A 21,519-nucleotide genomic window follows, 5' to 3' on the forward strand; every position below is an offset into this window, starting at 1 on the left:
GAAATCCCCGCAAGAACGCACCTTTTTGAGCCATGGGCACATCCCTGAAACCTGCGCACATCGATTTGCCCGCCTCACCAAGGCCGGATCCCAACCATGCGGACTGCCGCGGCGTCGCCTCGATCCTCGCGCGCGTCGGCGACAAATGGAGCGTGTTCGTCATCATGATGCTAAGTGACGGGCCCAAGCGCTTTAACGAGCTCAAGCGCATGATCAATGGCATTTCGCAGCGGATGCTGACCTTGACGCTGCGCGGGCTCGAGCGTGACGGCCTGGTCACACGCACGATCTTCCCGACCATTCCGCCGCGGGTGGATTACGAGCTGACCGATCTCGGCCGGGGACTGCAGCAGCCGGTAAAGGCACTCGGCGAATGGGCGATCACGCATCAGCAGCAGATCGCCGCGGCGCGTACGCGCTTCGACGAGCGGACCACTCCTTAAAGCAGCGAGACCAAGCCACCGCCGTGGCGTTCGAGCCGGCCGGCGAGCTCGAGTTCCAAGAGCACGGTACGCACGATGGCCGGCGAGGCGCCGGACATCCGCACGAGATCGTCAATCGTGACAGGGGCAGGGCCGAGCAGGCCGGTGATCTGGTCGCGGTCGTGCCCTTGAGGATCGCTCTCGAACGGCTCGCTGTCGGGCTCGCGCGCGGTACGCATCAGCGGCCGCTCCATGATCGGTGCGACCGCGTTGACGACGTCGGCCGCTTCGGTGACGAGCGTCGCGCCCTGCTTGATCAGATCGTTGGTGCCGGCGGCGCGCGGGTCGAGCGGCGAGCCCGGCACGGCGAACACTTCGCGACCCTGTTCGGCGGCCATGCGCGCGGTGATCAGCGAGCCCGAGCGGTGCGCCGCCTCCACCACGACCACGCCGAGCGCGGCGCCCGAGATCAGCCGGTTGCGGCGGGGAAAGTCGCGGGCGCGCGGCTCGTGGCCGAGCGGCATCTCGGAGATCGCGGCACCCTTGCGGTCGAGGATCGAGGCCAGCAGATCGCCGTGCTCCGGCGGATAGATGCAGTCATGTCCGCCGGCGAGCACGGCTATGGTGCCGCTCTCGAGGCTGGCGCGGTGCGCGGCCTGGTCGACCCCGCGGGCAAGGCCGGAGATGACGACAAAGCCGGCTTCGCCAAGCTCGCGGGCGAGCTGACCGGCGAATTTCAAGCCTGCGCCGGATGCGTTGCGCGAGCCGACGATCGCGATCATCGGTCGCGTCAGCGTTGCATTGTCGCCGCGTACGGCGAGCAGCGGCGGCGCATCGTCGAGCGTTGCCAGCCGCGCCGGATAACCGTCCTCACCGGGCGCGAGCCAGGCAATTCCGAACTTGCGGCTCGCGGCGAGCTCGGCTTTCGCCTCGTCGGCGCTGCAGATGCGCGCCGATCGTTGCGCGCCGCCGCGGCGTGCGAGATCCGGCAGCCGCTCCAGCGCCGCGCGCGCCGAGCCGAAATGCTCGACCAGCGACCGGAACGTGCGCGGCCCGACATTGTCGGACCGGATCAGCCGCAGGCGGTCGATCCTGTCGGCTTCGGTCAGCTCTACACTTGGATTGATGGCGTCCACGGCGGCTCCTTGCAGGGACAGCATGGAACAACCTGAGGGCGTGGGCAACAGTGACGTACGCTTGCGCGACCTTGCCCCGATGCTAAAAGCGATCCCAATAAGAAGGGTATTGCCCATGATCTCACTCGCCGACCTCCAGCGCCGCATCGAAGCGGGCGAGCTTTCGCCCGAGGCCGCCATCGCGCAATCGCATGCAGCCATCGAGGCGCGGGAGAAGGACGTCCATGCCTTCGTCCGTCACGACAGCTCCGCGAAGGCGCAAGCTTCTGGCCCGTTGCGCGGTATCGCGGTCGGGATCAAGGACATCATCGACACCGCCGATTTCCCGACCGAGATGGGATCATCGATCTATCGCGGCTGGCAGCCGCGCGCGGACGCGCCTGTGGTGATGATGCTGAAGCGGGCGGGCGCCACCATCATCGGCAAGACCACGACCACGGCATTCGCCTCGCGCGATCCGACCCCGACGCTCAATCCGCATAACCTCGGGCATACGCCGGGCGGCTCGTCCTCGGGCTCGGCCGCGGCCGTCGGTGCCGGCATGATCCCGCTGGCGCTGGGTACCCAGACCGGCGGCTCGGTGATCCGGCCCGCCGCCTATTGCGGCACCGCCGCGATTAAGCCGTCGTTCCGCATGCTGCCGACGGTCGGCGTCAAATGCTATTCGTGGGCGCTCGACACCGCCGGTCTGTTCGGCGCCCGCGCGGAAGATCTCGCGCGCGGACTGCTGGCAATAACCGGCCGCACCGAATTCGCCGGCATCGTCCCGGCGAAGGCGCCGCGCATCGGCGTTATCAGGCAGGAGTTTGCCGGCGCCGTGGAGCCGGCCGCCGAGGAGGGGCTGCAGGCCGCGATCAAGGCGGCGACGCGGGCTGGCGCCAGCGTGCAGACCATCGATCTGCCGCAGGCGGTGCAGGAGGCCTGGCGCATCCACCCGATCATCCAGGACTTCGAGGCGCATCGCGCGCTCGCCTGGGAATTTTCCGAACGCCACGATGAGATCGCGCCGATGCTGCGCGCCAGTCTCGATGCGACGGTCGGTCTCACACCCAAGGACTATGACGACGCGCGCCGGATCAGCCGCCGCGGACGCCGCGAGATCGGCGAATTGTTCGAGCGGTTCGACGTGCTGCTGACCTATTCGGCGCCGGGCACGCCGCCGGCCAAGGAGCTCGCGAGCACCGGCGACCCCCGCTACAACAGGCTCTGGACGCTGATGGGCAACCCTTGCGTCAACGTGCCCGTGCTGAAAGCCAATGGCCTCCCGATCGGCGTGCAGGTGATCGCGCGCTTCGGCAACGACGCCCATGCGCTGGCGACGGCGTGGTTCCTGGAGCAGGCGCTGGCGAAATCAGGCTAGCGCAGGTTCGAGAGCGACGATGCGCTGGCCGGATGCGGCCGGCGCTGCGCTGTGATCTGGACCTTGCTTGAGCCAGCGCCCGGCAGCCTCGCGGCCGTTCCGGTGCAGCGCGCGAATGAAGCCGCGGCCGAGATCGGTCGATGAGCGCTGCGCCAGGCCGTCGACGAAATCTTCCGCGGCGATCCTGGAGAGCCGCAACGACGATGCGGCCTGCGATTGCGCCCATTCGATCGCGGCGATCTCGGCATTGAGGGCGGCGTTGGCCGCGATCTGATCCAGCCTGCGGTCGATCGCGGCGAGCGTGATCGGCACGTAGCTGTCGCGCGCCGGCGTGACCTGGACGAGCAGGATTTCGGTGCTCGTCGTGTCCTGCACGAGCCGCAGCAGGGGGGGATTGCCGCCGAGGCCGCCGTCCCAATAAGCCTCGCCGTCGATCTCGACCGCGCAATGAACCAGCGGTGGACAGGTCGAGGCCAGCGCGACGTCGGCGGTGATCACGTCGTTGCGGAAGATCTGCTGCTGCCCGTCGCGGATCCGGGTCGCCGCGATCAGAAGCTTCGGGCACCGCGGGTCGCGCAAGGCGGAAAAATTGATGTCGCGCGACAGCGCCTGCCGCAGCGGATCGAGATCGAACGGATCGAACTGGCCGGAGCGCAGCGTCGGGCCGAACGCGACCGAGCTTCCCGCCGGCGAGAAGCCGCCGATCAGCATCAGCGATCGGAACGAGGCTTCGTGCATCAGCCGGATCCAGAAGCGGTTCAGCCGCGCGCGCGCGCCTTCGCGGCCACCCTCGGCGAAACCGGAGGCGAGCAGCAGCGCGTTGATGGCGCCGGCGCTGGCGCCGCTGATGGTGTCGATCGCGATGGATGGCTCTTCCAGCAGCCGCTCCAGCACGCCCCAGGTGAACGCGGCGAAGGTGCCGCCGCCCTGGAGGGCCAGCGACAATTTTCGCGGCGGCCATTGCCGCGGCGTCCGATCGTGCGTGACGGGCGCTGCGACAGCTACAATTTCGACTGGTGTCCGCGCTTCCACGATCGGATCGGGCTCGCGCGGTGGAGGCGGGACGGAAGCAGGCGCTGGAGCGACAAGCGGCGAGGGCGCACTAGACCAGATGTCCGTCGTCGAGAGCAGCCGGCTTGCCGCGGTGCAAGCAGCACCTCGCAAATCGCCATCGTCTTGCGCGCTGACAATCTTCTCGCTCATTCTGAGCAACCGCGTAGAGCTATGCCCATGATCAGGGCCGAGCCAGGAACCCGTTCGTCCATACAGCCGTGATTCGGCTGCAAGTTGCGAACACCATTTGCGATATAATGCAGAAGGGGTGCCGCGGTATCCGTGGATTCCCGGCTTATGCCTTCTCGCCGATCCGGCTTTCCTTGCCCGATTGCAGCCGCTTGATGTTCTCGCGATGGGCGTAGAACAGCAGCAGCGTCAGCACCGCGGCCATCGCTGCTAGTGCGAGATGGCCGAACCACCACAGGAACAGCGGCGTGATAAAGGACGCCACCAGCGCAGAGAGCGAGGAATAGCGGGTGGTGAAGGCGGTCGCGAGCCATAGCAGGCAGAACACCAGCGCGGCCGGCCAGAACAGCCCGAGCAGAATGCCGATATAGACGGCGACACCCTTGCCGCCGCGGAACTTGAGCCAGACCGGGAAAAGATGGCCGAGGAAGGCGCCGAGCCCGGCCAGCATCGCGGCGTTGGGACCGGCGATGTAGCCGGCGATCACCACCGCCACGGTGCCCTTGAGCGCGTCGAACAGCAGGGTCGCGGCGGCAAGGCCCTTGCGCCCCGTGCGCAGCACGTTCGTGGCGCCGATGCTGCCGGAGCCGATCGACCGCAGATCCTGCGTGCCGCCGAGCCTGGTCAGGATCAGCCCGAACGGAATCGAGCCGAGCAGGTAGCCGATGACGAAAGCGACCGGCAGAAACAGTTCAAGCGCCATGTCTGCAAATTCCCTGGCTGCAGCTCCGCACGTCAGACATGCTCGTACACTGTCCGTCCGCCGACAATGGTGCGCACCACGCGGCCTGTAAAGCGGGCCTCGTCGAACGGCGTGTTCTTGCAGGGCGATTTGAGGTCGGCGGGATCGACCACCCAGGGCACATCGGGGTCGATCACGATGACGTCGGCGGGGCTGCCCGTGCGCAGGGTTCCGCCAGGCAATCCCAAAATCTCGGCCGGCCGGGTCGACATCGCCCGGATCAGCGTCTTGAGGTCCAATTCGTCATTGTGCACGAGGCGCAGGCCCGCCGGGAGCATGGTCTCCAGCCCGATGGCGCCGGGGGCTGCTTCTGCGAAAGGCAGGCGCTTGACCTCGACGTCCTGCGGGTTGTGGTCGGACATGATGACGTCGACGAGGCCGGAGGCGACGGCGGCGACCAGCGCGCGGCGGTCGTCCTCGGTGCGCAGCGGCGGCGACAGCTTCAGGAACGAACGGTAAGGGCCGATGTCGTTCTCGTTCAGCGCAAGGTGGTTGATCGAGGCTGAGGCCGTCACGGCAAGGCCGGCGTCGCGGGCGCGCTTGAGCACGTCGAGCGACTCGATGCAGGTTAGCGACGCCGCGTGATAGCGGCCGCCGGTGAGCGCGACCAGGCGCATGTCGCGCTCCAGCATCACGGCTTCCGCCGCGTTCGGGATGCCCATCAGGCCGAGCCGCGAGGCGAACTCGCCCTCGTTCATCACGCCTTCGCCGACGAGATCGCGATCCTCGGTGTAGTGCACGATCAACGCGTCGAAATCGCGCGCGTAGGTCAACGCGCGGCGCATCACCTGCGCATTGCTCACGCTCTTGTCGCAGTCGCTGAAGGCGATCGCGCCTGCTGCCTTGAGGAGGCCGAACTCGGTCATCTCCTCGCCGTGCATTCCCTTGGTCAGCGCCGCCATCGGCTGGATGTTGACGATCGCGGTGTCACGGGCGCGACGCATCACGAAGTCGACGGTCGCCGAGTTGTCGATCACCGGCAAGGTATCGGGCTGGCAGATGATGGTGGTGATGCCGCCGGTCGCAGCCGCCTGGCTCGCGGACGCAAAGGTCTCGCGATGGCTGAAGCCGGGCTCGCCGACGAAGGCGCGCATGTCGATCAGGCCGGGTGCGACGATCTTGCCGGCGCAGTTGACGACGTCGGTGCCCTCGGGGACGCCGGCAGCGCCAATGCCGCGGCGGGTCTCCCGGATGATGCCGTCGGCAATCAGGACATCGCCGGGGCCATCGAAATCCCTGCTGGGGTCGACGACGCGGGCATTGGCAAGCAGGATGGGTCGGCGGTCGGTCAACATGAGCATCACGCGTTCGGCAGGTTGCGGGCGAGCGCTTCCAGCACCGCCATGCGCACGGCCACCCCCATCTCCACCTGTTCGCGGATCAGGGACTGCGCGCCGTCCGCGACCGCGGTGTCGATCTCGACGCCGCGGTTCATGGGGCCGGGATGCATGACAAGGGCGTCTGGCTTGGCGTAGGCGAGCTTCTTCTGGTCCAGCCCGAAATAGTGGAAATACTCGGAAGTCGATGGCACGAAGGAGCCGTTCATGCGCTCGCGCTGGAGCCGCAACATCATGACGATGTCGGCGCCGTTGAGTCCCTCGCGCATGTCGCGCGCGACCTCGACGCCCATCCGCTCGATGCCGGGCGGCAGCAGCGTGGAGGGGCCGACGACGCGGACGCGGGCGCCCATCGCGTTGAGCAGGATGATGTTGGAGCGGGCCACGCGCGAATGCAGCACGTCGCCGCAGATCGCGACGACTAGGCCCTCAAGCCGGCCCTTGTTGCGGCGGATGGTCAGCGCGTCGAGCAGGGCTTGTGTCGGATGCTCATGCGCGCCGTCGCCGGCATTGATCACGGAACCGTCGACCTTGCGGGCCAGCAGTTCCACCGCGCCGGAGGCGTGATGGCGCACCACCAGGATATCCGGGTGCATGGCGTTGAGCGTCATGGCGGTGTCGACCAGCGTCTCGCCCTTTTTGATGGACGAGGAGGACACCGACATGTTCATGACGTCGGCGCCCAGCCGTTTGCCGGCGAGCTCGAACGACGATTGGGTCCGGGTGGAAGCCTCGAAGAAGAGGTTCACCTGCGTCCGTCCACGCAGGACGGTGCGCTTCTTGTCAACCTGGCGGTTGAGCTCGACATATTCTTCGGACAGGTCGAGGAGGCCGGTGATGTCGGCCGCGGAAAGGCCCTCGATGCCCAGCAAATGCCGGTGGCCGAGGACGAAGGTCGATTTCGATGTCATTAAAGCGAGAGCTATAGGCGGGGATGGCCGGGGGGGCAAGGGCCAAAGCCCGGGCGGGGAGTTATCCCCCGGTAGTGCTCCTTCCTCCGTCATGCCCGGGCTTGTCCCGGGCATCCACGTTCTTGCACGCTCGGCGCAAAAAGGGCGTGGATGGCCGGGACAAGCCCGGCCATGACGATGCGGAGGGATATTGTGAGATCACTTGTAATTGCGGCCATAGCCATAACCATAGTGTCGTCAGCCCACGCCCAATCGCTTCCCGGCGGTTTCCTCTATTTGCACGACATCGAGCCCAGCATCATCCAGGACATCCGCTACGCCACCTCGAACAATTTCGTCGGCCGTCCGCTCGCCGGCTACGGGGCCGGCGAGTGCGTGGTGAAGCGGGAGGTTGGGCTGCGGCTGAAGGCGGTCCAGCAGGAACTGGCGGCGCAAAATCTCTCGCTGAAAATGTTCGACTGCTACCGGCCGGCGCGGGCCTCGCTCGACATGGTCAGGTGGTCGCAGAACGGCCACGAGACGGCCGCCGAGCGGCGCTACAATCCCAAAATTCCCAAGACCGAGCTGTTCCGCCTCGGCTACATCGCAAGCCGCTCGCAGCATTCGACGGGCGCAGCGCTCGATCTCACGCTGGTCGATCTCAACGCCGACAATTCAGGCAAATACGACCCGTCAAAGTCCTACGCTGATTGCACGGCGCCGGTCGAGGCGCGATTGCCGGAGGGCAGCGTCGACATGGGCACGGGCTATGACTGCACCGACGTGAAAGGGCACACCGCCGCACCGACGATCAGTCCGGATCAGCGCGCCTGGCGCAAGCGCCTGGTGGCTGCGATGGCGAAGCAAGGCTTTGTGAACTATTCGAAGGAGTGGTGGCATTTTTCCCTGCCGGGGGCGGGTGGGGCGGCCTATGATTTCCCGATCCAGCCGCGGCGGAACTGATTCCGCGCCGAGGACACGAGATGACCCAGCCCAGCTTCGCGACCCACGAGGTCTTCAACCAGTCGCCGCCGTTCGAGGACGTCGATCTGTTCGCCGTGGACCAGCCGCTGGTCGCGGCGGTCAGGGCCAATGGCGGTGGAGCGGCGGAACCGGAGCTCTCGGAGTTCGGCAAGCATTGGGGCTCGGCTGCGATGGCCGATCGGGGGCGCGTCGCGAACGAGAACACGCCGAAGCTGCGCACCTTCGATGCCAAGGGCAATCGGCGCGACCAGGTCGAGTTTCATCCGGCCTATCACGAGCTGATGGCTCACAGCGCCCGTGCCGGCGTGCACAATTCGACTTGGACTGCGGATGGAAGACCCGCGGGCGATGCCGCGGAGGTCGTGCGCGCGGCAAAATTCTACATGGCCTCGCAGGTCGAGACCGGCCATCTCTGCCCGATCACGATGACGCGCGCCTCCGTGGCGGCGGTGGCGACGCAGCCTGATCTGCTCGCCAAGGTCATGCCGGTGCTGTCGACGAAAAGCTACGATCCCAGCTTCGCGTCGTGGTGGGAGAAGCGCGGTATGACGCTCGGCATGGGCATGACCGAGAAGCAGGGCGGTACCGACGTGCGCGCCAACATGACGCGCGCGGTGCGCGACGGAGGCGCCTACCGTATCACCGGGCACAAATGGTTCATGTCGGCGCCGATGTGCGACGCCTTCCTGGTGCTGGCGCAGGCGGACCAGGGACTGACCTGTTTCTTCATGCCGCGCTTCGCGCCGGATGGTTCGGTGAACGCGATCCAGTTCCAGCGGCTGAAGGACAAGCTCGGCAACCGCTCCAACGCGTCATCCGAGGTTGAGTTCGTCGGTGCCTATGCGGAAGCCGTCGGCGATGAGGGCAAGGGCATCCGTACCATCATCCAGATGGTGCAAATGACGCGGCAGGATTGCGCGATCGCCTCGGTCGGCCTGATGCGCTCGGGGCTCGCCCACGCGCTGCATCACACCCGGTACCGCAGCGTGTTCCAGAAACATCTCGCCGATCAGCCGCTGATGCAGGCGGTACTCTCGGACATGGCGCTGCATGTGGAGGCGAGCACGGCTGTGGTGATGCGGCTCTGCCGCGCCTTCGATCGGACGCCGCGCGATCCGGCGGAGGCCGCCTACATGCGGCTGCTGACGCCTGCGATCAAATACTGGACCTGCAAGAGCGCGCCGCCGTTTCTCTACGAAGCCATGGAATGCCTCGGCGGCAACGGCTATGTCGAGGACGGCATTCTGGCGCGGCACTACCGGGAGTCGCCGGTCAACGCGATCTGGGAGGGCTCGGGCAACGTCATGTGTCTCGACGTGCTGCGCGCGCTCTCGCGCGAGCCGGAGGCAGCGATGTCGGTCCTGCAAGCGCTTGCTGCCGAGACCAAAGGTCTGCCAGGGGCAGGCGAGACGGCGGGATTCATCGGCAAGACCTTCGGCCGCCCGGACGGCGAGCGCGTAGCGCGCCTTGCGGTCGAGAAGCTGGCGCTGCTTGCGGCCGCCGCCGCGCTCAACGGCGTGTCACCGCGTCAAGCAGAACTGTTCGCCGCCACGCGCCTCGCCAAGAACCACGCCAGCATGTACGGCGCGGTCGAGCTCGAGAGCGGCGACGTGCGCACGCTGCTGGAGCGGGCGCTGCCGTGAGCCTGCCAAACGAAAGCCTCCTGATGGACTCCCTCAATCCCGATCTGCCGCCGCTCACCGAGACGCCGGCGCCGCCGCGAGTCTGGAAGTTCTGGGGCACGGCGCTGTGGGGCATCGCCATCTTCGCAGCCATGTTCGTCGGGCAGATCGGGGCCATCGTCTATCTCGTCTGGGTCGCCCGTGACCCAATCGACCTCGCATCGATGCAGCACATCGGTCGCGAGCCGGCGTCGCTCGCGTTTTCGGTCACGATGGGCCTGCCGGCGACGCTGGCCGCCGTGTGGCTGGCCATCCGCATCAAGAAGGCCTCCTTCGTCGACTATCTCGCGTTCTATTGGCCGTCCTGGAAGCAACTCCTGTTCGGCGCCGTCGGGCTGATCCTGATCGTGGTCGCCTGGGAGACGATGTCGCGGAGTCTGGGCCGCGAGGCGACGCCGGGCTTCATGACCGACCTGTTGAAATCCGGTCGCGACAAGGGCGCGGCGCTGATGCTGCTGTTCGCCTTCAGCGTGGCAGCGCCGATGTCCGAAGAGGTCCTCGCCCGCGGCTTTCTGTTTCGCGGCTGGTCTGCGAGCTTCCTGCGCGTGCCCGGCGCCATCATCCTGTCGTCGCTGGTGTGGACGGTCGTGCATCTGCAATACGACCTGTACTTCCTCGCCGAGGTCTTCTCCATCGGCCTGTGGTTCGGCTACATGCGCTACCGCAGCAGCTCGCTCTGGCTCACGATCGTGCTGCACGCGCTGAACAATCTGACGGCGGTGGTGCTGACGATGTGGCTGGGGAGTTAGGCCACCAGCGCGATCGCGATCGGCATCGTGATCGCCGCCAAAATCGTCTGCAGCGTGATGATCTGCGCCAGCAGCGGGGCATCGCCGCCCATCTGGCGGGCCAGCACATAGGCGCTGGTGGAGGTCGGCACCGCGGCGCAGATCGCGACGATCGCGAGGCTGTCGCCGGATAGTCCGAACCAGACCGCGAGCACCTGCGCGACCGCGGGCATCAGCACCAGCTTGAACACCACGCCGATAGCCGCGCCCGCGCTGGGACGGAGCAGGCCTTCAAGATGCAGTCCGGCGCCGGTGACGAGCAGGCCGATGGCGAGCGAGGAGCGGCCGAGTGCGTCCGCCACCTCATGCCAGATCTTCGGCAACGGCAGGTGGATGACGTTGACGACGAGCCCGATCACGCAGGCCCAGATCAGGGGATTGCGGACAACCGTCATGACAACGGTGCGCGCGGATTGCTTCTTCGGCGCTGCGTAGTGCGCGAGCACCGCGACGCTGAGGACGTTGACCAGCGGAATGATTGCCACCATCGCGACGGAGGCGAGCGCCAGCCCGACCTCGCCGAACATATTGGCGGAGACGGACAGCGCCACATAGGTCTGCCAGCGGATCGCGCCCTGGAAGATCGAGGTGAAGGCGGGGCCGTCGATATCGAGCCGCGACAGGGCGGGGCGGAGCGCGAGGCAGAGCAGCGACATCGCGAGCGCTGACAGCAGCAGCGCGCCGCCGACGCCTGCGACCGGGACCTTGGACAGGTCGGCCTTCACCAGCGTCTGGATCAGCAGCATCGGAAACAGCACGAAATAGGTCAGCCGCTCAAGCCCGTTCCATTGCGTATCGAGCCGCATCAGGGTGCGCTTCAGCACCACGCCGAGCACGATCAGGATAAAGACGGGGAGGAGCGCCGCAATCACGACGGCCATGGATCAGTCAGGCCCCGGGGCTGCGCGCAGATTGGCGAGGCGGTCGAGCGCGCCTTGCAGGATGAAGATCGCGGCGTGCTCGTCGATCACTTCGGCGCGCTTGGCGCGGCTGACATCCATGCCGATCAGCTCGCGCTCGACCGCGGCGGTCGACAGGCGCTCGTCCCAGAGGCCGATGGGCAGCGCGGTCAGACCGGCGAGGTTGCGGGCAAACGCCCGGGTCGATTGCGCGCGCGGGCCTTCGCTGCCGTCCATGTTGATGGGCAGGCCCAGCACGAAGCCGACGGCCTTGCGTTCACTGGCGATCGCGAGCAGCCGGGCGGCATCCTGCTTGAACGCCTTGCGCTGGATCGTTTCGACGCCGGTAGCTAACCGGCGGTCTGGATTGGAGACGGCAACGCCAATTGTCTTGGTGCCGAGATCAAGGCCGACCAACCCGCCGCGTTCGGGCCAGTGGGTTGCAGCATCGACGAGAGGCAGGATAAGAGCCGGCATGGTGTTAGCGCATATCACGCGTCGCGCTACGGAGTGAACCCGGAACATGGATGCGCTGACATTATTCGGCTTGTTCGCCGTGACAGCGATGCTGGTCGCTTACGCCCTGGAAGACCGCAGCCACTGGTTCGTGCTGATGTTCGCAATGGCCTGCGTGCTCGGTTCGGCTTACGGCTTCCTGCAAGGGGCCTGGCCGTTTGGCGTGGTCGAGGCGATCTGGGCCGTCGTGGCGCTGCGGCGCTGGCATCTCAGGCCGCGATGACGTCGTCGTCTTGCTTCAGGCAGGCGGCAAATCCGTTCAGTGCACTGGTTTGATGTCCGGCACGACGCTGGATGAAGAGCGTCTCGACCTGCGCGTGCGAATGGCTCAGCGCGTGGATCGAGACGCTGCCGTTGATCGCACTGCGTTCGACCACGGCGCGCGGCAGCAGTGTCACGCCCATGTCGGCGGCGACACAGCCGATCATGCCGTCGAGCGTGCCGAGTTCGAAGCGTGCGGCTGACGGCCAGCCGAGCTCGACAAAGATCTGTTCCAGCCGCTGCCGGTAGGTGCAGCCGGTGCGGAACGTCAGTGCGGTCGGGCCCGACTCCGGCGTGCCGGCGCGCAGCTCGGCGAGCGTGGCCCAGCGCCGCGCACTGACCAGCACCAGCTCTTCGCGGAACGCGCTTGTCGCGGTGAGATCGGCATGCACGATCGGACCTGCGACGAAGGCGCCGTCGAGGGTGCCTTCGAGCACGCAGGCGACGAGGTCGGCGGTGGGTGCGGTGCGCAGGCTCAGCCGGACGGCGGGAAAGCGGCGATGAAAATCGGCCAACAGCGGCGGCAGCCGCACCGCTGCGGTCGTTTCCATCGAGCCGATCGCGAGCGGTCCCTTGGGCTCGCCGTCGTCGCAGGCGGCGAGCACGGCCTCGCGCGCTAATGCGGACATCCGTTGCGCGTAGGGCAAAAGGCGCTTGCCCGCACCGGTCAAGGTCATGCCGCGGCTGTGCCGTTCGAACAGCGGCGTGCCGATCTCGGCTTCCAGTGCCTTCACGCGCTGGGTGACGTTCGACTGCACCGTGTTGAGCTCTTCCGCCGCGCGGGTGATCCCCCCGGTCCGGGCGACGGCAGCGAAGGTCTGGAGGTCGCTGAGTTCCATAATATCGTTTCTCTTTTGAGATGGCAGCGTTCGTAAGAAATCAATTTTGGAGAATGGTATTCTAGACTAATATTCGTGTCGAGAGCGGAGGAGCCATGCCGATCACCACGCCGCTGACCCAGCTCCTGGGGATCAAGCATCCGATCCTGCTGGCTCCAATGGACACGATCGCCGGCAGCCGGCTGACACGGGCTGTCAGCGAGGCCGGCGGCTTCGGGATCCTGGGTGGTGGCTACGGCGATCAGGAACGGCTCGAGGCCGAGACCAGGCAACTAAGCGGCTTTGCTTCGTTCGGTATCGGCTTCATCACGTGGAGCCTGGCAAGACAGCCAAGACTTCTCGACATCGCACTCGACGCCAATCCGCAAGCGATCATGCTGTCATTCGGCGATCCTGCACAATTTGCAGCGCGCATCAGGGCGTGCGGGGCGCGCTTGATCTGCCAGGTGCAGAGCGAGGACATGGCGAAGCAGGCACTGGATGCCGGTGCGGACATCCTGATCGCGCAGGGTACCGAAGCCGGCGGTCACGGCGCATCGCGCACAACCGTCGATATCGTACCTGCGATCGTCGATCTCACGGCCGGGCGCGTGCCGGTGGTTGCCGCCGGCGGAATTGCCGATGGTCGCGGGCTCGCCGCGATGATGATGCTGGGCGCCTCCGGCGTGCTGATCGGCACGCGCTTCTATGCGAGCGTGGAGGCCAATGGCGCGGAGGAAGCCAAGCAGCGCATTCGCGACGCTGATCCCAATGACACGGTGCGCGGCGTCATCGTCGACTGGTCACGCAGCCTGTTCTGGCCGGCCCCGTTCACCGCGCGAACGCTGGTCAACGATCATATCAGGCGCTGGACCGGCCGCGAGGTCGAGCTGATGCAGCGCGCCGCCGAGGTGACCGTCGAATATGCCGCGGCAAGGGCCGCTGGCAATTTCGAGGTCGCCGCGGTCTTTGCCGGCGAGGCCGTCGGCCTGATCAATGATATTCCGTCCGCCGCCGAAATCGTCGAACGGATCGCGACCGAGGCCGAGCAACTGCTAACCGGCCGGCGTAATTCCAGCGCGTCCGCCTAAACTGCGAGAGAACAACCATGTGGCCGAACCGTCGATTGATCGATCTCTTCAAGACCGAATTCCCGATCGTGCTGGCGCCGATGGCCGGCGTGATGGACGCGGAGCTGGTGATCGCCGTTGCGCAAGGCGGGGGCCTCGGCTCGCTGCCGAGCGCGATGCTGTCGCCGGAGAAAGCGCGCGAGCAGGTCAACATCATCCGGCAGCGCGTCTCCGCGCCGGTGAACATGAATTTCTTCTGCCACACACCGGTCGAGCTCACGGCCGAGGCGGAGGCGCGCTGGAAGCAGCGCCTCGCGGGCTACTACAATGAGCATGGCCTCGATCCCGCCGCACCCATCAATGCCGCGAACCGCGCGCCGTTCGACGCCGGCTTCTGCGAGGTTGTGGAGGAGCTGAAGCCGGAGATCGTCAGCTTCCATTTCGGTCTGCCCGAGGCCGCGCTGCTCAAGCGGGTCAAGGCGGCAGGATGTCTCGTCATCTCGTCGGCGACCACTGTGAGCGAAGCGGTCTGGCTCGAGCAGCACGGAGCTGATGCCGTCATTGCCCAAGGCGCGGAGGCCGGCGGCCATCGCGGCATGTTCCTGACCGACAAGATCTCGGAACAGCCCGGCACCTTTGCGCTGGTGCCGCAGGTGGTCGACGCGGTGAAGGTCCCAGTGATTGCGGCCGGCGGCGTTGCGGATGGCCGCGGCATTGCAGCCGCCTTCGCGCTCGGCGCGGCCGGCGTGCAGATCGGAAGTGCCTATCTGCGCTGCCCGGAATCCAAGGTCAGTGCGGCGGCCCGTGCGGCGCTCGCCGAGGGACAGGATGATTCCACCGTCATTACCAATGTCATGACCGGGCGGCCGGCGCGCGGCGTTCAGAACCGCCTGATGCGCGAGGCCGGCCCGATTTCGCCGGACGCGCCGCCATTTCCCCATGCCGCAACGGCGCTGGGACCGCTCAAGGCTGCGGCCGAGAAGCAGGGCAGGGTGGATTTCACCAATCTCTGGGCCGGGCAGGCGATCGCCCTGGGCCGCGAGGTCCCGGCAGCTGAACTGACCCGGGATCTCGCCAAATCGGCGCTTGCCCGGATGAAGGCGTTGGGCGGATAGGTCCCTAACGCGCGATGAGCTTCGGGCGAAGCCTCATCGTGCTTTAGGTTCTTGTTTGCGCATGATCTTTTCGGAAAACCGCTTCACACTTTTCCGGATCATGCGCTGGCGCCGGTTGCGGCGCAAAAGCGGCCTCTGCTATACGGCACATAGGTTTTGCCGTGAGAGGCCTTATATAATGTCCGTCGACGCCGCTACCGTCCGCCGCATCGCGCATCTGGCGCGCATTGCGGTTTCCGAGGGCGAGGTTCCGCATCTGCAGGGCGAGCTCAACGCCATGCTCGCCTTTGTCGAGCAGCTCTCGGAGGTCAATGTCGAGGGCGTGGAGCCCATGACCTCGGTCACCCCGATGCAGATGAAGAAGCGGCAGGATGTGGTCAATGACGGCGAGATCGCCGACGATATCGTTGCCAACGCACCTGCGACCGAAGGCCACTTCTTCCTGGTGCCGAAGGTTGTTGAGTAATTTACGTAGCGTTTTCGAGCGAAGTGGAAGCCGGTTCGCGTAAAGAAAACGCGTCAAAAGAGTCTCAGGACGAAGTCCGATGTGCATGCTTTGCGACGACGAGAAGGCCTATCAGGCTTACATGAACTATCTCGACAAGATGGAGCGGCAGGGCAAGGCTGCCGACCCCAACGTCGCCGTCAATGCCGTGCTCGACGAGATCGAGGCGGCTGCGAAAGCGGCCACCAAGAAAGACGACCCGGCCAACGACAAATCCCTGTCTCCGTTCTTCTGCAGCCCGATCAATAAATGACCGATTTGACATCGCTGACGCTCGCGGAGGCCCGCAAGGGCCTCGCGGCAAAGACTTTCACGTCCCTCGAGCTGACCGACGCGCATCTGAACGCGATCGAAGCCGCCCGCGTGCTCAATGCTTTCGTCATGGAGACGCCCGACCGCGCGCGCGACATGGCGAAGGCCGTCGACGAGAAGATCGCCAAGGGTGACGCGGGGCCGCTTGCCGGCATTCCGCTCGGGATCAAGGACCTGTTCGCGACCAAGGGCGTGCGCACCACGGCGTGCTCGAAAATCCTCGGCAACTTCGTGCCGACTTACGAGTCCACGATCACCTCGCAGCTGTGGCGCGATGGTGCGGTGATGCTGGGCAAGCTCAACAATGACGAGTTCGCGATGGGCTCGTCGAACGAGACCTCGTGCTTCGGCCCGGTCGGCAATCCCTGGCGGCGTGATGGCTCCAACACGACGCTGGTGCCGGGCGGCTCGTCTGGCGGCTCGGCCTCCGCCGTGGCGGCTCTGCTCTGCATGGGCGCGACCGCGACCGACACCGGCGGCTCGATCCGCCAGCCGGCGGCGTTCACCGCGACCGTCGGCATCAAGCCAACCTATGGCCGCTGCTCGCGCTGGGGCATCGTCGCCTTTGCCTCCTCGCTGGACCAGGCTGGTCCGATCGCGCGCAGCACGCGCGATGCCGCGATGCTGCTGCGCTCGATGGCTGGCCACGATCCCAAGGACACGACCTCGGTCGACATAGCCGTGCCGGACTACGAGGCCGCGATCGGCAAGTCCGTGAAGGGCATGAAGATCGGCATTCCCAAGGAATACCGTCTCGACGGCATGCCGGCCGAGATCGAAAAGCTTTGGGAAGCGGGCGCGGCCTGGCTGAAAGCGGCCGGGGCCGAGCTCGTTGAAGTGTCACTGCCGCACACCAAATACGCGCTGCCGGCCTATTACATCGTGGCGCCGGCGGAGGCGTCCTCCAACCTCGCGCGCTATGACGGCGTGCGCTTCGGCGTGCGCGAGCAGGGCCGGAACGTCAACGAACTCTACGAGAACACCCGTGCAGAAGGTTTTGGCGCTGAGGTGAAGCGCCGCGTCATGATCGGCACCTACGTGCTCTCGGCCGGCTATTACGACGCCTATTATTTGCGCGCCCAGAAGGTGCGCACGCTGATCAAGAAGGACTTTGAGGATTGCTTCGCCAAGGGCGTCGACGCGATCCTGACGCCGGCGACGCCGTCGGCGGCCTTCGGCATCGGCGAGAAAGGCGGCGCGGACCCCGTCGAGATGTACCTCAACGACATCTTCACGGTGACCGTGAACATGGCGGGCCTGCCGGGCATCGCTGTGCCCGCCGGCAAGGATGCGCAGGGCCTGCCGCTCGGCCTGCAGCTGATCGGCCGTCCCTTCGACGAGGAGACGCTGTTCTCGCTCGGCGAGGTGATCGAGCAGGCCGCCGGCCGCTTCACGCCGGCGAAATGGTGGTGAAGATGGCGGCGTATATCGCCAGCCTCGACGGCGCCGCGCCGCCGCCGGACCTCAGCGCTCCACTTGCCGCACTATGGTGGGCCGCCAAGGGCGACTGGGACGAGGCGCACAAGATCGTCCAGGACGAGAGCGGCCGCGCGGCCGCTTGGGTGCACGCCTATCTGCACCGGGTCGAGGGCGACCTCGGCAACGCCGGCTATTGGTACCGCCAGGCCGGCCAGCCCGTGGCAACGGATTCATTACAGGCAGAGTGGGAGCGGATCGCTGCCACGCTGCTCGGGAGCAAGCCATGAACGCACCTGCCGCACCCCACAAACTTCTCAAGGGCTCAACCGGTGACTGGGAGATGGTCATCGGCCTGGAGGTCCACGCTCAGGTGACGTCGAACGCGAAGCTGTTCTCCGGCGCCCCCACCGCATTCGGCGGCGAGCCGAACTCGCATGTGTCGCTGGTTGACGCGGCGATGCCGGGCATGCTGCCTGTGATCAATGAGGAATGCGTCAGACAAGCTGTCCGGACCGGCCTCGGGCTGAACGCGCAGATCAATCTGCGCTCGGTGTTCGACCGCAAGAACTATTTCTATCCAGACTCGCCGCAGGGCTACCAGATCAGCCAGTACAAGTCGCCGATCGTCGGCGAAGGCGAGGTCGTGGTCGAACTGGACGGCGGCAAGACCGCCACCATCGGCATCGAGCGGCTGCATCTGGAACAGGACGCCGGGAAATTGCTGCACGATCAGTCGCCGACCATGTCCTATGTCGATCTCAACCGCTGCGGCGTAGCGCTGATGGAGATCGTGTCGAAACCCGACATCCGCGATGCCGAGCAGGCCAAGGCCTATGTGACCAAGCTGCGCTCGATCCTGCGCTATCTCGGCACCTGCGACGGCGACATGGAGAAGGGATCCTTGCGCGCCGACGTCAACGTCTCCGTGCGCAAGCCCGGCGCGCCGCTGGGCACCCGCTGCGAGATCAAGAACATGAACTCGATCAATTTCATCGGCCAGGCGATCGAGTACGAGGCCCGGCGCCAGATCGAAATCCTCGAGGACGGCGGCGCGATCGACCAGGAGACCCGGCTCTACGACCCCAACAAGGGCGAGACGCGGTCGATGCGGTCCAAGGAAGAGGCGCACGACTATCGCTACTTCCCCGATCCCGACCTGCTGCCGCTGGAGTTTTCGCAAAGCTTCGTCGACGAGTTGAAGGCTGAGCTGCCCGAGCTGCCGGACCAGAAGAAGACGCGCTTCGTCGCGGATCTCGGCCTGTCGGCCTACGACGCCAGCGTGCTGGTCGCCGAGCGCGAGAGTGCCGTGTTCTACGAGACCGTGTTGGAGAAACTCGCCAACCGCGCGCGCGACGGCAAGGTCGCCGCGAACTGGGTGATCAACGAGCTGTTCGGTCGTCTCAACAAGGAAGGCCGGGATATTACGGACTCTCCGGTCGATGCCGCACAGCTCTCAGGGATCATCGACCTGATCGGCGAGGGTACGATCTCCGGCAAGATCGCCAAGGATCTGTTCGAGATCGTCTGGCAGGAGGGCGGCGATCCCCGCGCACTGGTCGAAAGCCGCGGCATGAAGCAGGTCACGGATCTTTCGGCGATCGAAAAGGTTGTCGACGACATCATCGCGGCCAATCCCGACAAGGCGGCGCAGGTCAAGGACAAGCCGCAGTCACTCGGCTGGTTCGTCGGCCAGGTGATGAAGGCATCCGGCGGCAAGGCCAACCCGCAGAGCGTCAACGAGCTGCTCAAGTCCAAGCTCGGCATCTGACCTCGCGCGTTCGAACGAGGTGACGGACAGGCGTCGTCACCTCGCTTTCGGTTCGCGATGCGACGCTCGCGCACATCCTCTGCGACGAACTTCATCCCGATCGAACGCGACACGCCGACCGAATCGCCGTCACGCGATTCGCGCAAAACGGCGACTTGCACGCGCTCTGACGAGCGCTCGCGCCGTTAATCATGAAAATATTTTCGTTGCCAAAAGTCGCGACTCAGAGTCCGCGAAGCGCCTTCGCGAGGCGCTCGGGCGATCGGCAGGATGCATCATTGCAACGATCGTGCGCGATGCACGCGTGCAAGAAAATACTTGCTGCATAGTGTTTTTCTACAATCGCATCTGTTGCAAACGTCGATGCAGCAGGCACTCTCTGCGATCGCAAGCACACCTCATGCAGTCCGTTTGCATCGCGTTCGCCAGCGCAGGCGCGTTTCGCCGTCAACACTTCTTTAAGCGAGACGCTGTTTTTTTCGTTGTGTTGGTGTATTCGGGATGAGTGTGCACTCGATCCCCGACTGCATGCAGCGATTAAGCCATCTCACACATCGGAGGGCAACATGGCCAAGAAAGCTAAGAAGGCAAAGAAGGCGAAGAAGGCGAAGAGCGCAGTGAAGAAGACTGCGAAGAAGACCCGCAAGGTCGCCAAGAAGAAGTAACTTCGCTTTTTGAAGTTGCCGGCTCCTAGAGAGCCGGCACGTCATCAGCGCCTCTCAAAAGGTTCTGGTCGACGATAGAGGGTGTCGGCGAGACATCAGGTCAACGGTCGGATCGTTCTCTTCGCGGGTTCGCTCGCTAAGCCCGGTCCGGCAGAAGAAACCAAGTTTTCTTCGTTCGGTGCGGCTCTCCGTAAGGGGCTCCGCAATTTCACAGGCGGCCTTCGGCCAACGTGGAATCTGGTCCTGACGTGTTCGCCGACGCCCTCGTTCTCATGAGGCCGGGGTATTGCCGGCATTCCCATATCCCGACATTGTTGATCTGACCGCGATGTGGCCGTTCTGCCCTTGAGCAGTCAGGGTTGTCGCATATGACGTCAGCGGCGCCTGAGCGAGCACCTCGTCCTTCGAGAGGACCGCTTAGCGGTCCCCTCCGGATGAGGCTCGGCTGCATCCATCTACGTTGATGCTGCCGCATCCTCATCCCTCATCCTGAGGGCCCGCCGCAGGCGGGCGTCTCGAAGGATGGCCGCAGTCGAGCTTCCAGCCATATACTTCTTCATATGCGCGCCCTGCTTGAGCAGGGAGGCTGCAGCGCAATTGCAGGCAGTTCGCGCACCTCTTCTCCATTCGCGGTGTCATCGCCCGGCTCCGACCGGGCGATCCAGTACCCCGCAGCTTCTCGTGGGACCATTGCTGTCTCTGGAATACGGTGACGACAGCAGGCGGGGACACCACAGGACGCGCGTCACCGTGCGCAATGGTTATCGTTCTCCCAAAATCCCAAGGTAAACCGAATCTGACGAATTGCAGAAGTCCCTGCAAAATAGGGATTTCTTGCATTTGTCGTGCGCGCCTGGCGCGGGCGCGTTTACGTCTGCTTCATCGCGATACTTAAACTGCCATTCAAATTTGCCCGCCATCATTACCTCCAACAAGCCGGCAAACGGCACGGGCAAAAAGCCTCGGATGAGTTGAACAGTTGATCGGACGGGAGCCGCGCTCGGGGGGCGAGACGGCATAAGAAAAAAGGGGATGCGTTATGTTTCAGGGTACTTTCGATCTGGAGACCGCGACGCCGATCGACGCAGGCGCGCTGTCGGACGTGCTGTTCGAGCGCGGCCTCTATTGGGCGAGCGGACGCGCCGGCCTCGTCGATCTCGTCGCCGCGCACAAATGGTTCAACCTCGCCGCGCTCAAGGGCCGCAAGGACGCCGTGACGCTGCGCCAGGAAGTCGCCGGGCAGATGTCGGATGCCGATATCTCAGCCGCCCAGCGCGAGGCGAGGGCCTGGGTCTCCGCCCACTGAGCGTGAATCACGTCCCGGCGGTCGTTTTCGCAGGCGAACCTGATTTTCGCTAATCGGTTCCCTCGTGGTCCGCCATCCGGATTCGGAGCGGCGTGAGCGATCCCGACGAGATGACTGGGCGCAGATCAGAGGCGGCGGATTTAGATCGCGCCCTTGCACTATGATCTGGGATACTTCGACCCGGAGCAGAAAACCCTGCAACCTCTCGACAACCCGTTCGGCACGAGGCTGTCACCCATGTCTTAGGTACGTTCCGTTACCCATGTGTTCGGGCCGGACAGC

22 protein-coding genes are annotated in these 21,519 nt (G+C 65.4%); 14 read left to right on the forward strand and 8 right to left on the reverse strand.

What is annotated here, in order from left to right; all coding sequences use genetic code 11:
• The first annotated feature begins 32 nt into the window (after window positions 1-32).
• Complete coding sequence (locus BcanWU425_RS18635; RefSeq protein ID WP_018458326.1) at window positions 33-443, forward strand: winged helix-turn-helix transcriptional regulator; 411 nt, start codon at window positions 33-35, stop codon at window positions 441-443.
• Here BcanWU425_RS18635 and dprA read toward each other — a convergent pair.
• A complete protein-coding gene (gene dprA, locus BcanWU425_RS18640) occupies window positions 440-1,582 on the reverse strand; it encodes a DNA-processing protein DprA (protein ID WP_204511389.1) in 1,143 nt (380 codons plus the stop codon). The genes BcanWU425_RS18635 and dprA overlap by 4 nt on opposite strands.
• Before the next feature lie 91 nt (window positions 1,583-1,673).
• Here dprA and BcanWU425_RS18645 point away from each other — a divergent pair, with 91 nt between their 5' ends.
• Window positions 1,674-2,918 carry an amidase gene (locus BcanWU425_RS18645; protein ID WP_204511388.1) on the forward strand — a complete coding sequence of 415 codons (1,245 nt, stop codon included), beginning with the start codon at window positions 1,674-1,676 and terminating at the stop codon, window positions 2,916-2,918.
• On the opposite strand, the gene BcanWU425_RS18650 is transcribed toward BcanWU425_RS18645, so the two are convergent.
• The 4 genes from BcanWU425_RS18650 to BcanWU425_RS18665 all read right to left on the reverse strand — a co-directional run bounded on the left by BcanWU425_RS18650 (window position 2,910) and on the right by BcanWU425_RS18665 (window position 7,150).
• On the reverse strand, window positions 2,910-4,121 hold the full coding sequence (locus tag BcanWU425_RS18650) for a patatin-like phospholipase family protein (RefSeq protein ID WP_204511387.1): 1,212 nt from the start codon (window positions 4,119-4,121) through the stop codon (window positions 2,910-2,912). The two genes, BcanWU425_RS18645 and BcanWU425_RS18650, sit on opposite strands and share 9 nt — an antisense overlap.
• Before the next feature lie 145 nt (window positions 4,122-4,266).
• On the reverse strand, window positions 4,267-4,863 hold the full coding sequence (plsY, locus tag BcanWU425_RS18655; protein WP_085383365.1) for a glycerol-3-phosphate 1-O-acyltransferase PlsY: 597 nt from the start codon (window positions 4,861-4,863) through the stop codon (window positions 4,267-4,269).
• Between the two features lie 32 nt (window positions 4,864-4,895).
• The gene (locus BcanWU425_RS18660) at window positions 4,896-6,203 is read right to left on the reverse strand and encodes a dihydroorotase (RefSeq protein ID WP_018458321.1); all 1,308 of its coding nucleotides are present in this window, start codon (window positions 6,201-6,203) and stop codon (window positions 4,896-4,898) included.
• Window positions 6,203-7,150, reverse strand: coding sequence for an aspartate carbamoyltransferase catalytic subunit (locus BcanWU425_RS18665; protein ID WP_007603315.1), 948 nt, complete (start codon window positions 7,148-7,150; stop codon window positions 6,203-6,205). Before BcanWU425_RS18665 ends, BcanWU425_RS18660 begins: the two co-directional genes overlap by 1 nt.
• A gap of 177 nt (window positions 7,151-7,327) precedes the next feature.
• Here BcanWU425_RS18665 and BcanWU425_RS18670 point away from each other — a divergent pair, with 177 nt between their 5' ends.
• From BcanWU425_RS18670 to BcanWU425_RS18680, 3 genes are read left to right on the forward strand one after another with little or no spacing between them, the layout of a single operon-like run.
• On the forward strand, window positions 7,328-8,092 hold the full coding sequence (locus BcanWU425_RS18670; RefSeq protein WP_409363704.1) for a M15 family metallopeptidase: 765 nt from the start codon (window positions 7,328-7,330) through the stop codon (window positions 8,090-8,092).
• Window positions 8,093-8,112: 20 nt separating this feature from the next.
• On the forward strand, window positions 8,113-9,756 hold the full coding sequence (locus tag BcanWU425_RS18675) for an acyl-CoA dehydrogenase family protein (RefSeq protein ID WP_204511385.1): 1,644 nt from the start codon (window positions 8,113-8,115) through the stop codon (window positions 9,754-9,756).
• A 23-nt stretch (window positions 9,757-9,779) separates the two neighbouring features.
• Window positions 9,780-10,544 carry a CPBP family intramembrane glutamic endopeptidase gene (locus tag BcanWU425_RS18680; protein WP_018458318.1) on the forward strand — a complete coding sequence of 255 codons (765 nt, stop codon included), beginning with the start codon at window positions 9,780-9,782 and terminating at the stop codon, window positions 10,542-10,544.
• Here BcanWU425_RS18680 and BcanWU425_RS18685 read toward each other — a convergent pair.
• The gene (locus BcanWU425_RS18685; protein WP_204511384.1) at window positions 10,541-11,464 is read right to left on the reverse strand and encodes an AEC family transporter; all 924 of its coding nucleotides are present in this window, start codon (window positions 11,462-11,464) and stop codon (window positions 10,541-10,543) included. The two genes, BcanWU425_RS18680 and BcanWU425_RS18685, sit on opposite strands and share 4 nt — an antisense overlap.
• Before the next feature lie 3 nt (window positions 11,465-11,467).
• Window positions 11,468-11,959 carry a Holliday junction resolvase RuvX gene (ruvX, locus tag BcanWU425_RS18690; RefSeq protein ID WP_007603328.1) on the reverse strand — a complete coding sequence of 164 codons (492 nt, stop codon included), beginning with the start codon at window positions 11,957-11,959 and terminating at the stop codon, window positions 11,468-11,470.
• Between the two features lie 46 nt (window positions 11,960-12,005).
• On the opposite strand from ruvX, the gene BcanWU425_RS18695 reads away from it, so the two are divergent.
• Window positions 12,006-12,221 (forward strand): hypothetical protein, encoded by a 216-nt coding sequence (locus BcanWU425_RS18695; protein WP_085357370.1) that lies wholly within the window; start codon window positions 12,006-12,008, stop codon window positions 12,219-12,221.
• On the opposite strand, the gene BcanWU425_RS18700 is transcribed toward BcanWU425_RS18695, so the two are convergent.
• A complete protein-coding gene (locus tag BcanWU425_RS18700; RefSeq protein ID WP_085351411.1) occupies window positions 12,208-13,098 on the reverse strand; it encodes a LysR family transcriptional regulator in 891 nt (296 codons plus the stop codon). The two genes, BcanWU425_RS18695 and BcanWU425_RS18700, sit on opposite strands and share 14 nt — an antisense overlap.
• A gap of 95 nt (window positions 13,099-13,193) precedes the next feature.
• Here BcanWU425_RS18700 and BcanWU425_RS18705 point away from each other — a divergent pair, with 95 nt between their 5' ends.
• The 8 genes from BcanWU425_RS18705 (at window position 13,194) to BcanWU425_RS18740 (ending at window position 21,237) form a co-directional block, all read left to right on the forward strand.
• Window positions 13,194-14,168, forward strand: coding sequence for an NAD(P)H-dependent flavin oxidoreductase (locus BcanWU425_RS18705; RefSeq protein ID WP_085351412.1), 975 nt, complete (start codon window positions 13,194-13,196; stop codon window positions 14,166-14,168).
• A gap of 17 nt (window positions 14,169-14,185) precedes the next feature.
• Window positions 14,186-15,262, forward strand: a complete 1,077-nt coding sequence (locus BcanWU425_RS18710; protein WP_085351413.1) for an NAD(P)H-dependent flavin oxidoreductase — start codon at window positions 14,186-14,188, stop codon at window positions 15,260-15,262.
• 178 nt (window positions 15,263-15,440) lie between these two features.
• Window positions 15,441-15,728 carry an Asp-tRNA(Asn)/Glu-tRNA(Gln) amidotransferase subunit GatC gene (gene gatC, locus BcanWU425_RS18715; protein ID WP_007611211.1) on the forward strand — a complete coding sequence of 96 codons (288 nt, stop codon included), beginning with the start codon at window positions 15,441-15,443 and terminating at the stop codon, window positions 15,726-15,728.
• A 79-nt stretch (window positions 15,729-15,807) separates the two neighbouring features.
• The gene (locus BcanWU425_RS18720; protein ID WP_085351414.1) at window positions 15,808-16,020 is read left to right on the forward strand and encodes a hypothetical protein; all 213 of its coding nucleotides are present in this window, start codon (window positions 15,808-15,810) and stop codon (window positions 16,018-16,020) included.
• A complete protein-coding gene (gatA, locus tag BcanWU425_RS18725) occupies window positions 16,017-17,492 on the forward strand; it encodes an Asp-tRNA(Asn)/Glu-tRNA(Gln) amidotransferase subunit GatA (protein WP_231190842.1) in 1,476 nt (491 codons plus the stop codon). Before BcanWU425_RS18720 ends, gatA begins: the two co-directional genes overlap by 4 nt.
• Complete coding sequence (locus BcanWU425_RS18730; RefSeq protein WP_085383246.1) at window positions 17,483-17,785, forward strand: hypothetical protein; 303 nt, start codon at window positions 17,483-17,485, stop codon at window positions 17,783-17,785. Before gatA ends, BcanWU425_RS18730 begins: the two co-directional genes overlap by 10 nt.
• Window positions 17,782-19,266, forward strand: a complete 1,485-nt coding sequence (gatB, locus tag BcanWU425_RS18735) for an Asp-tRNA(Asn)/Glu-tRNA(Gln) amidotransferase subunit GatB (RefSeq protein ID WP_204511383.1) — start codon at window positions 17,782-17,784, stop codon at window positions 19,264-19,266. Before BcanWU425_RS18730 ends, gatB begins: the two co-directional genes overlap by 4 nt.
• Window positions 19,267-20,970: 1,704 nt before the next feature.
• Entirely contained in the window at window positions 20,971-21,237 is a 267-nt protein-coding gene (locus BcanWU425_RS18740) for a hypothetical protein (RefSeq protein ID WP_085351418.1), read from the forward strand.
• Window positions 21,238-21,519 lie beyond the last annotated feature (282 nt).

Origin of the sequence: Bradyrhizobium sp. WU425 (genome assembly GCF_021052305.1) — a bacterium.
Taxonomy (GTDB): domain Bacteria; phylum Pseudomonadota; class Alphaproteobacteria; order Rhizobiales; family Xanthobacteraceae; genus Bradyrhizobium; species Bradyrhizobium canariense_D.

Coding starts and splice junctions, on each gene's coding strand:
- BcanWU425_RS18635 (WP_018458326.1), top strand. CDS start 33: ATGGGCACATCCCTGAAACCTGCGCACATCGATTTGCCCGCCTCACCA.
- BcanWU425_RS18710 (WP_085351413.1), top strand. CDS start 14,186: ATGTGGCCGAACCGTCGATTGATCGATCTCTTCAAGACCGAATTCCCG.
- ruvX (WP_007603328.1), bottom strand. CDS start 11,959: ATGCCGGCTCTTATCCTGCCTCTCGTCGATGCTGCAACCCACTGGCCC.
- BcanWU425_RS18700 (WP_085351411.1), bottom strand. CDS start 13,098: ATGGAACTCAGCGACCTCCAGACCTTCGCTGCCGTCGCCCGGACCGGG.
- BcanWU425_RS18670 (WP_409363704.1), top strand. CDS start 7,328: ATGCGGAGGGATATTGTGAGATCACTTGTAATTGCGGCCATAGCCATA.
- BcanWU425_RS18730 (WP_085383246.1), top strand. CDS start 17,483: ATGGTGGTGAAGATGGCGGCGTATATCGCCAGCCTCGACGGCGCCGCG.
- BcanWU425_RS18675 (WP_204511385.1), top strand. CDS start 8,113: ATGACCCAGCCCAGCTTCGCGACCCACGAGGTCTTCAACCAGTCGCCG.
- plsY (WP_085383365.1), bottom strand. CDS start 4,863: ATGGCGCTTGAACTGTTTCTGCCGGTCGCTTTCGTCATCGGCTACCTG.
- BcanWU425_RS18695 (WP_085357370.1), top strand. CDS start 12,006: ATGGATGCGCTGACATTATTCGGCTTGTTCGCCGTGACAGCGATGCTG.
- BcanWU425_RS18705 (WP_085351412.1), top strand. CDS start 13,194: ATGCCGATCACCACGCCGCTGACCCAGCTCCTGGGGATCAAGCATCCG.
- BcanWU425_RS18650 (WP_204511387.1), bottom strand. CDS start 4,121: ATGAGCGAGAAGATTGTCAGCGCGCAAGACGATGGCGATTTGCGAGGT.
- BcanWU425_RS18660 (WP_018458321.1), bottom strand. CDS start 6,203: ATGCTCATGTTGACCGACCGCCGACCCATCCTGCTTGCCAATGCCCGC.
- gatA (WP_231190842.1), top strand. CDS start 16,017: ATGACCGATTTGACATCGCTGACGCTCGCGGAGGCCCGCAAGGGCCTC.
- BcanWU425_RS18680 (WP_018458318.1), top strand. CDS start 9,780: ATGGACTCCCTCAATCCCGATCTGCCGCCGCTCACCGAGACGCCGGCG.
- gatC (WP_007611211.1), top strand. CDS start 15,441: ATGTCCGTCGACGCCGCTACCGTCCGCCGCATCGCGCATCTGGCGCGC.
- BcanWU425_RS18665 (WP_007603315.1), bottom strand. CDS start 7,150: ATGACATCGAAATCGACCTTCGTCCTCGGCCACCGGCATTTGCTGGGC.
- BcanWU425_RS18720 (WP_085351414.1), top strand. CDS start 15,808: ATGTGCATGCTTTGCGACGACGAGAAGGCCTATCAGGCTTACATGAAC.
- BcanWU425_RS18685 (WP_204511384.1), bottom strand. CDS start 11,464: ATGGCCGTCGTGATTGCGGCGCTCCTCCCCGTCTTTATCCTGATCGTG.
- BcanWU425_RS18645 (WP_204511388.1), top strand. CDS start 1,674: ATGATCTCACTCGCCGACCTCCAGCGCCGCATCGAAGCGGGCGAGCTT.
- dprA (WP_204511389.1), bottom strand. CDS start 1,582: ATGCTGTCCCTGCAAGGAGCCGCCGTGGACGCCATCAATCCAAGTGTA.
- gatB (WP_204511383.1), top strand. CDS start 17,782: ATGAACGCACCTGCCGCACCCCACAAACTTCTCAAGGGCTCAACCGGT.
- BcanWU425_RS18740 (WP_085351418.1), top strand. CDS start 20,971: ATGTTTCAGGGTACTTTCGATCTGGAGACCGCGACGCCGATCGACGCA.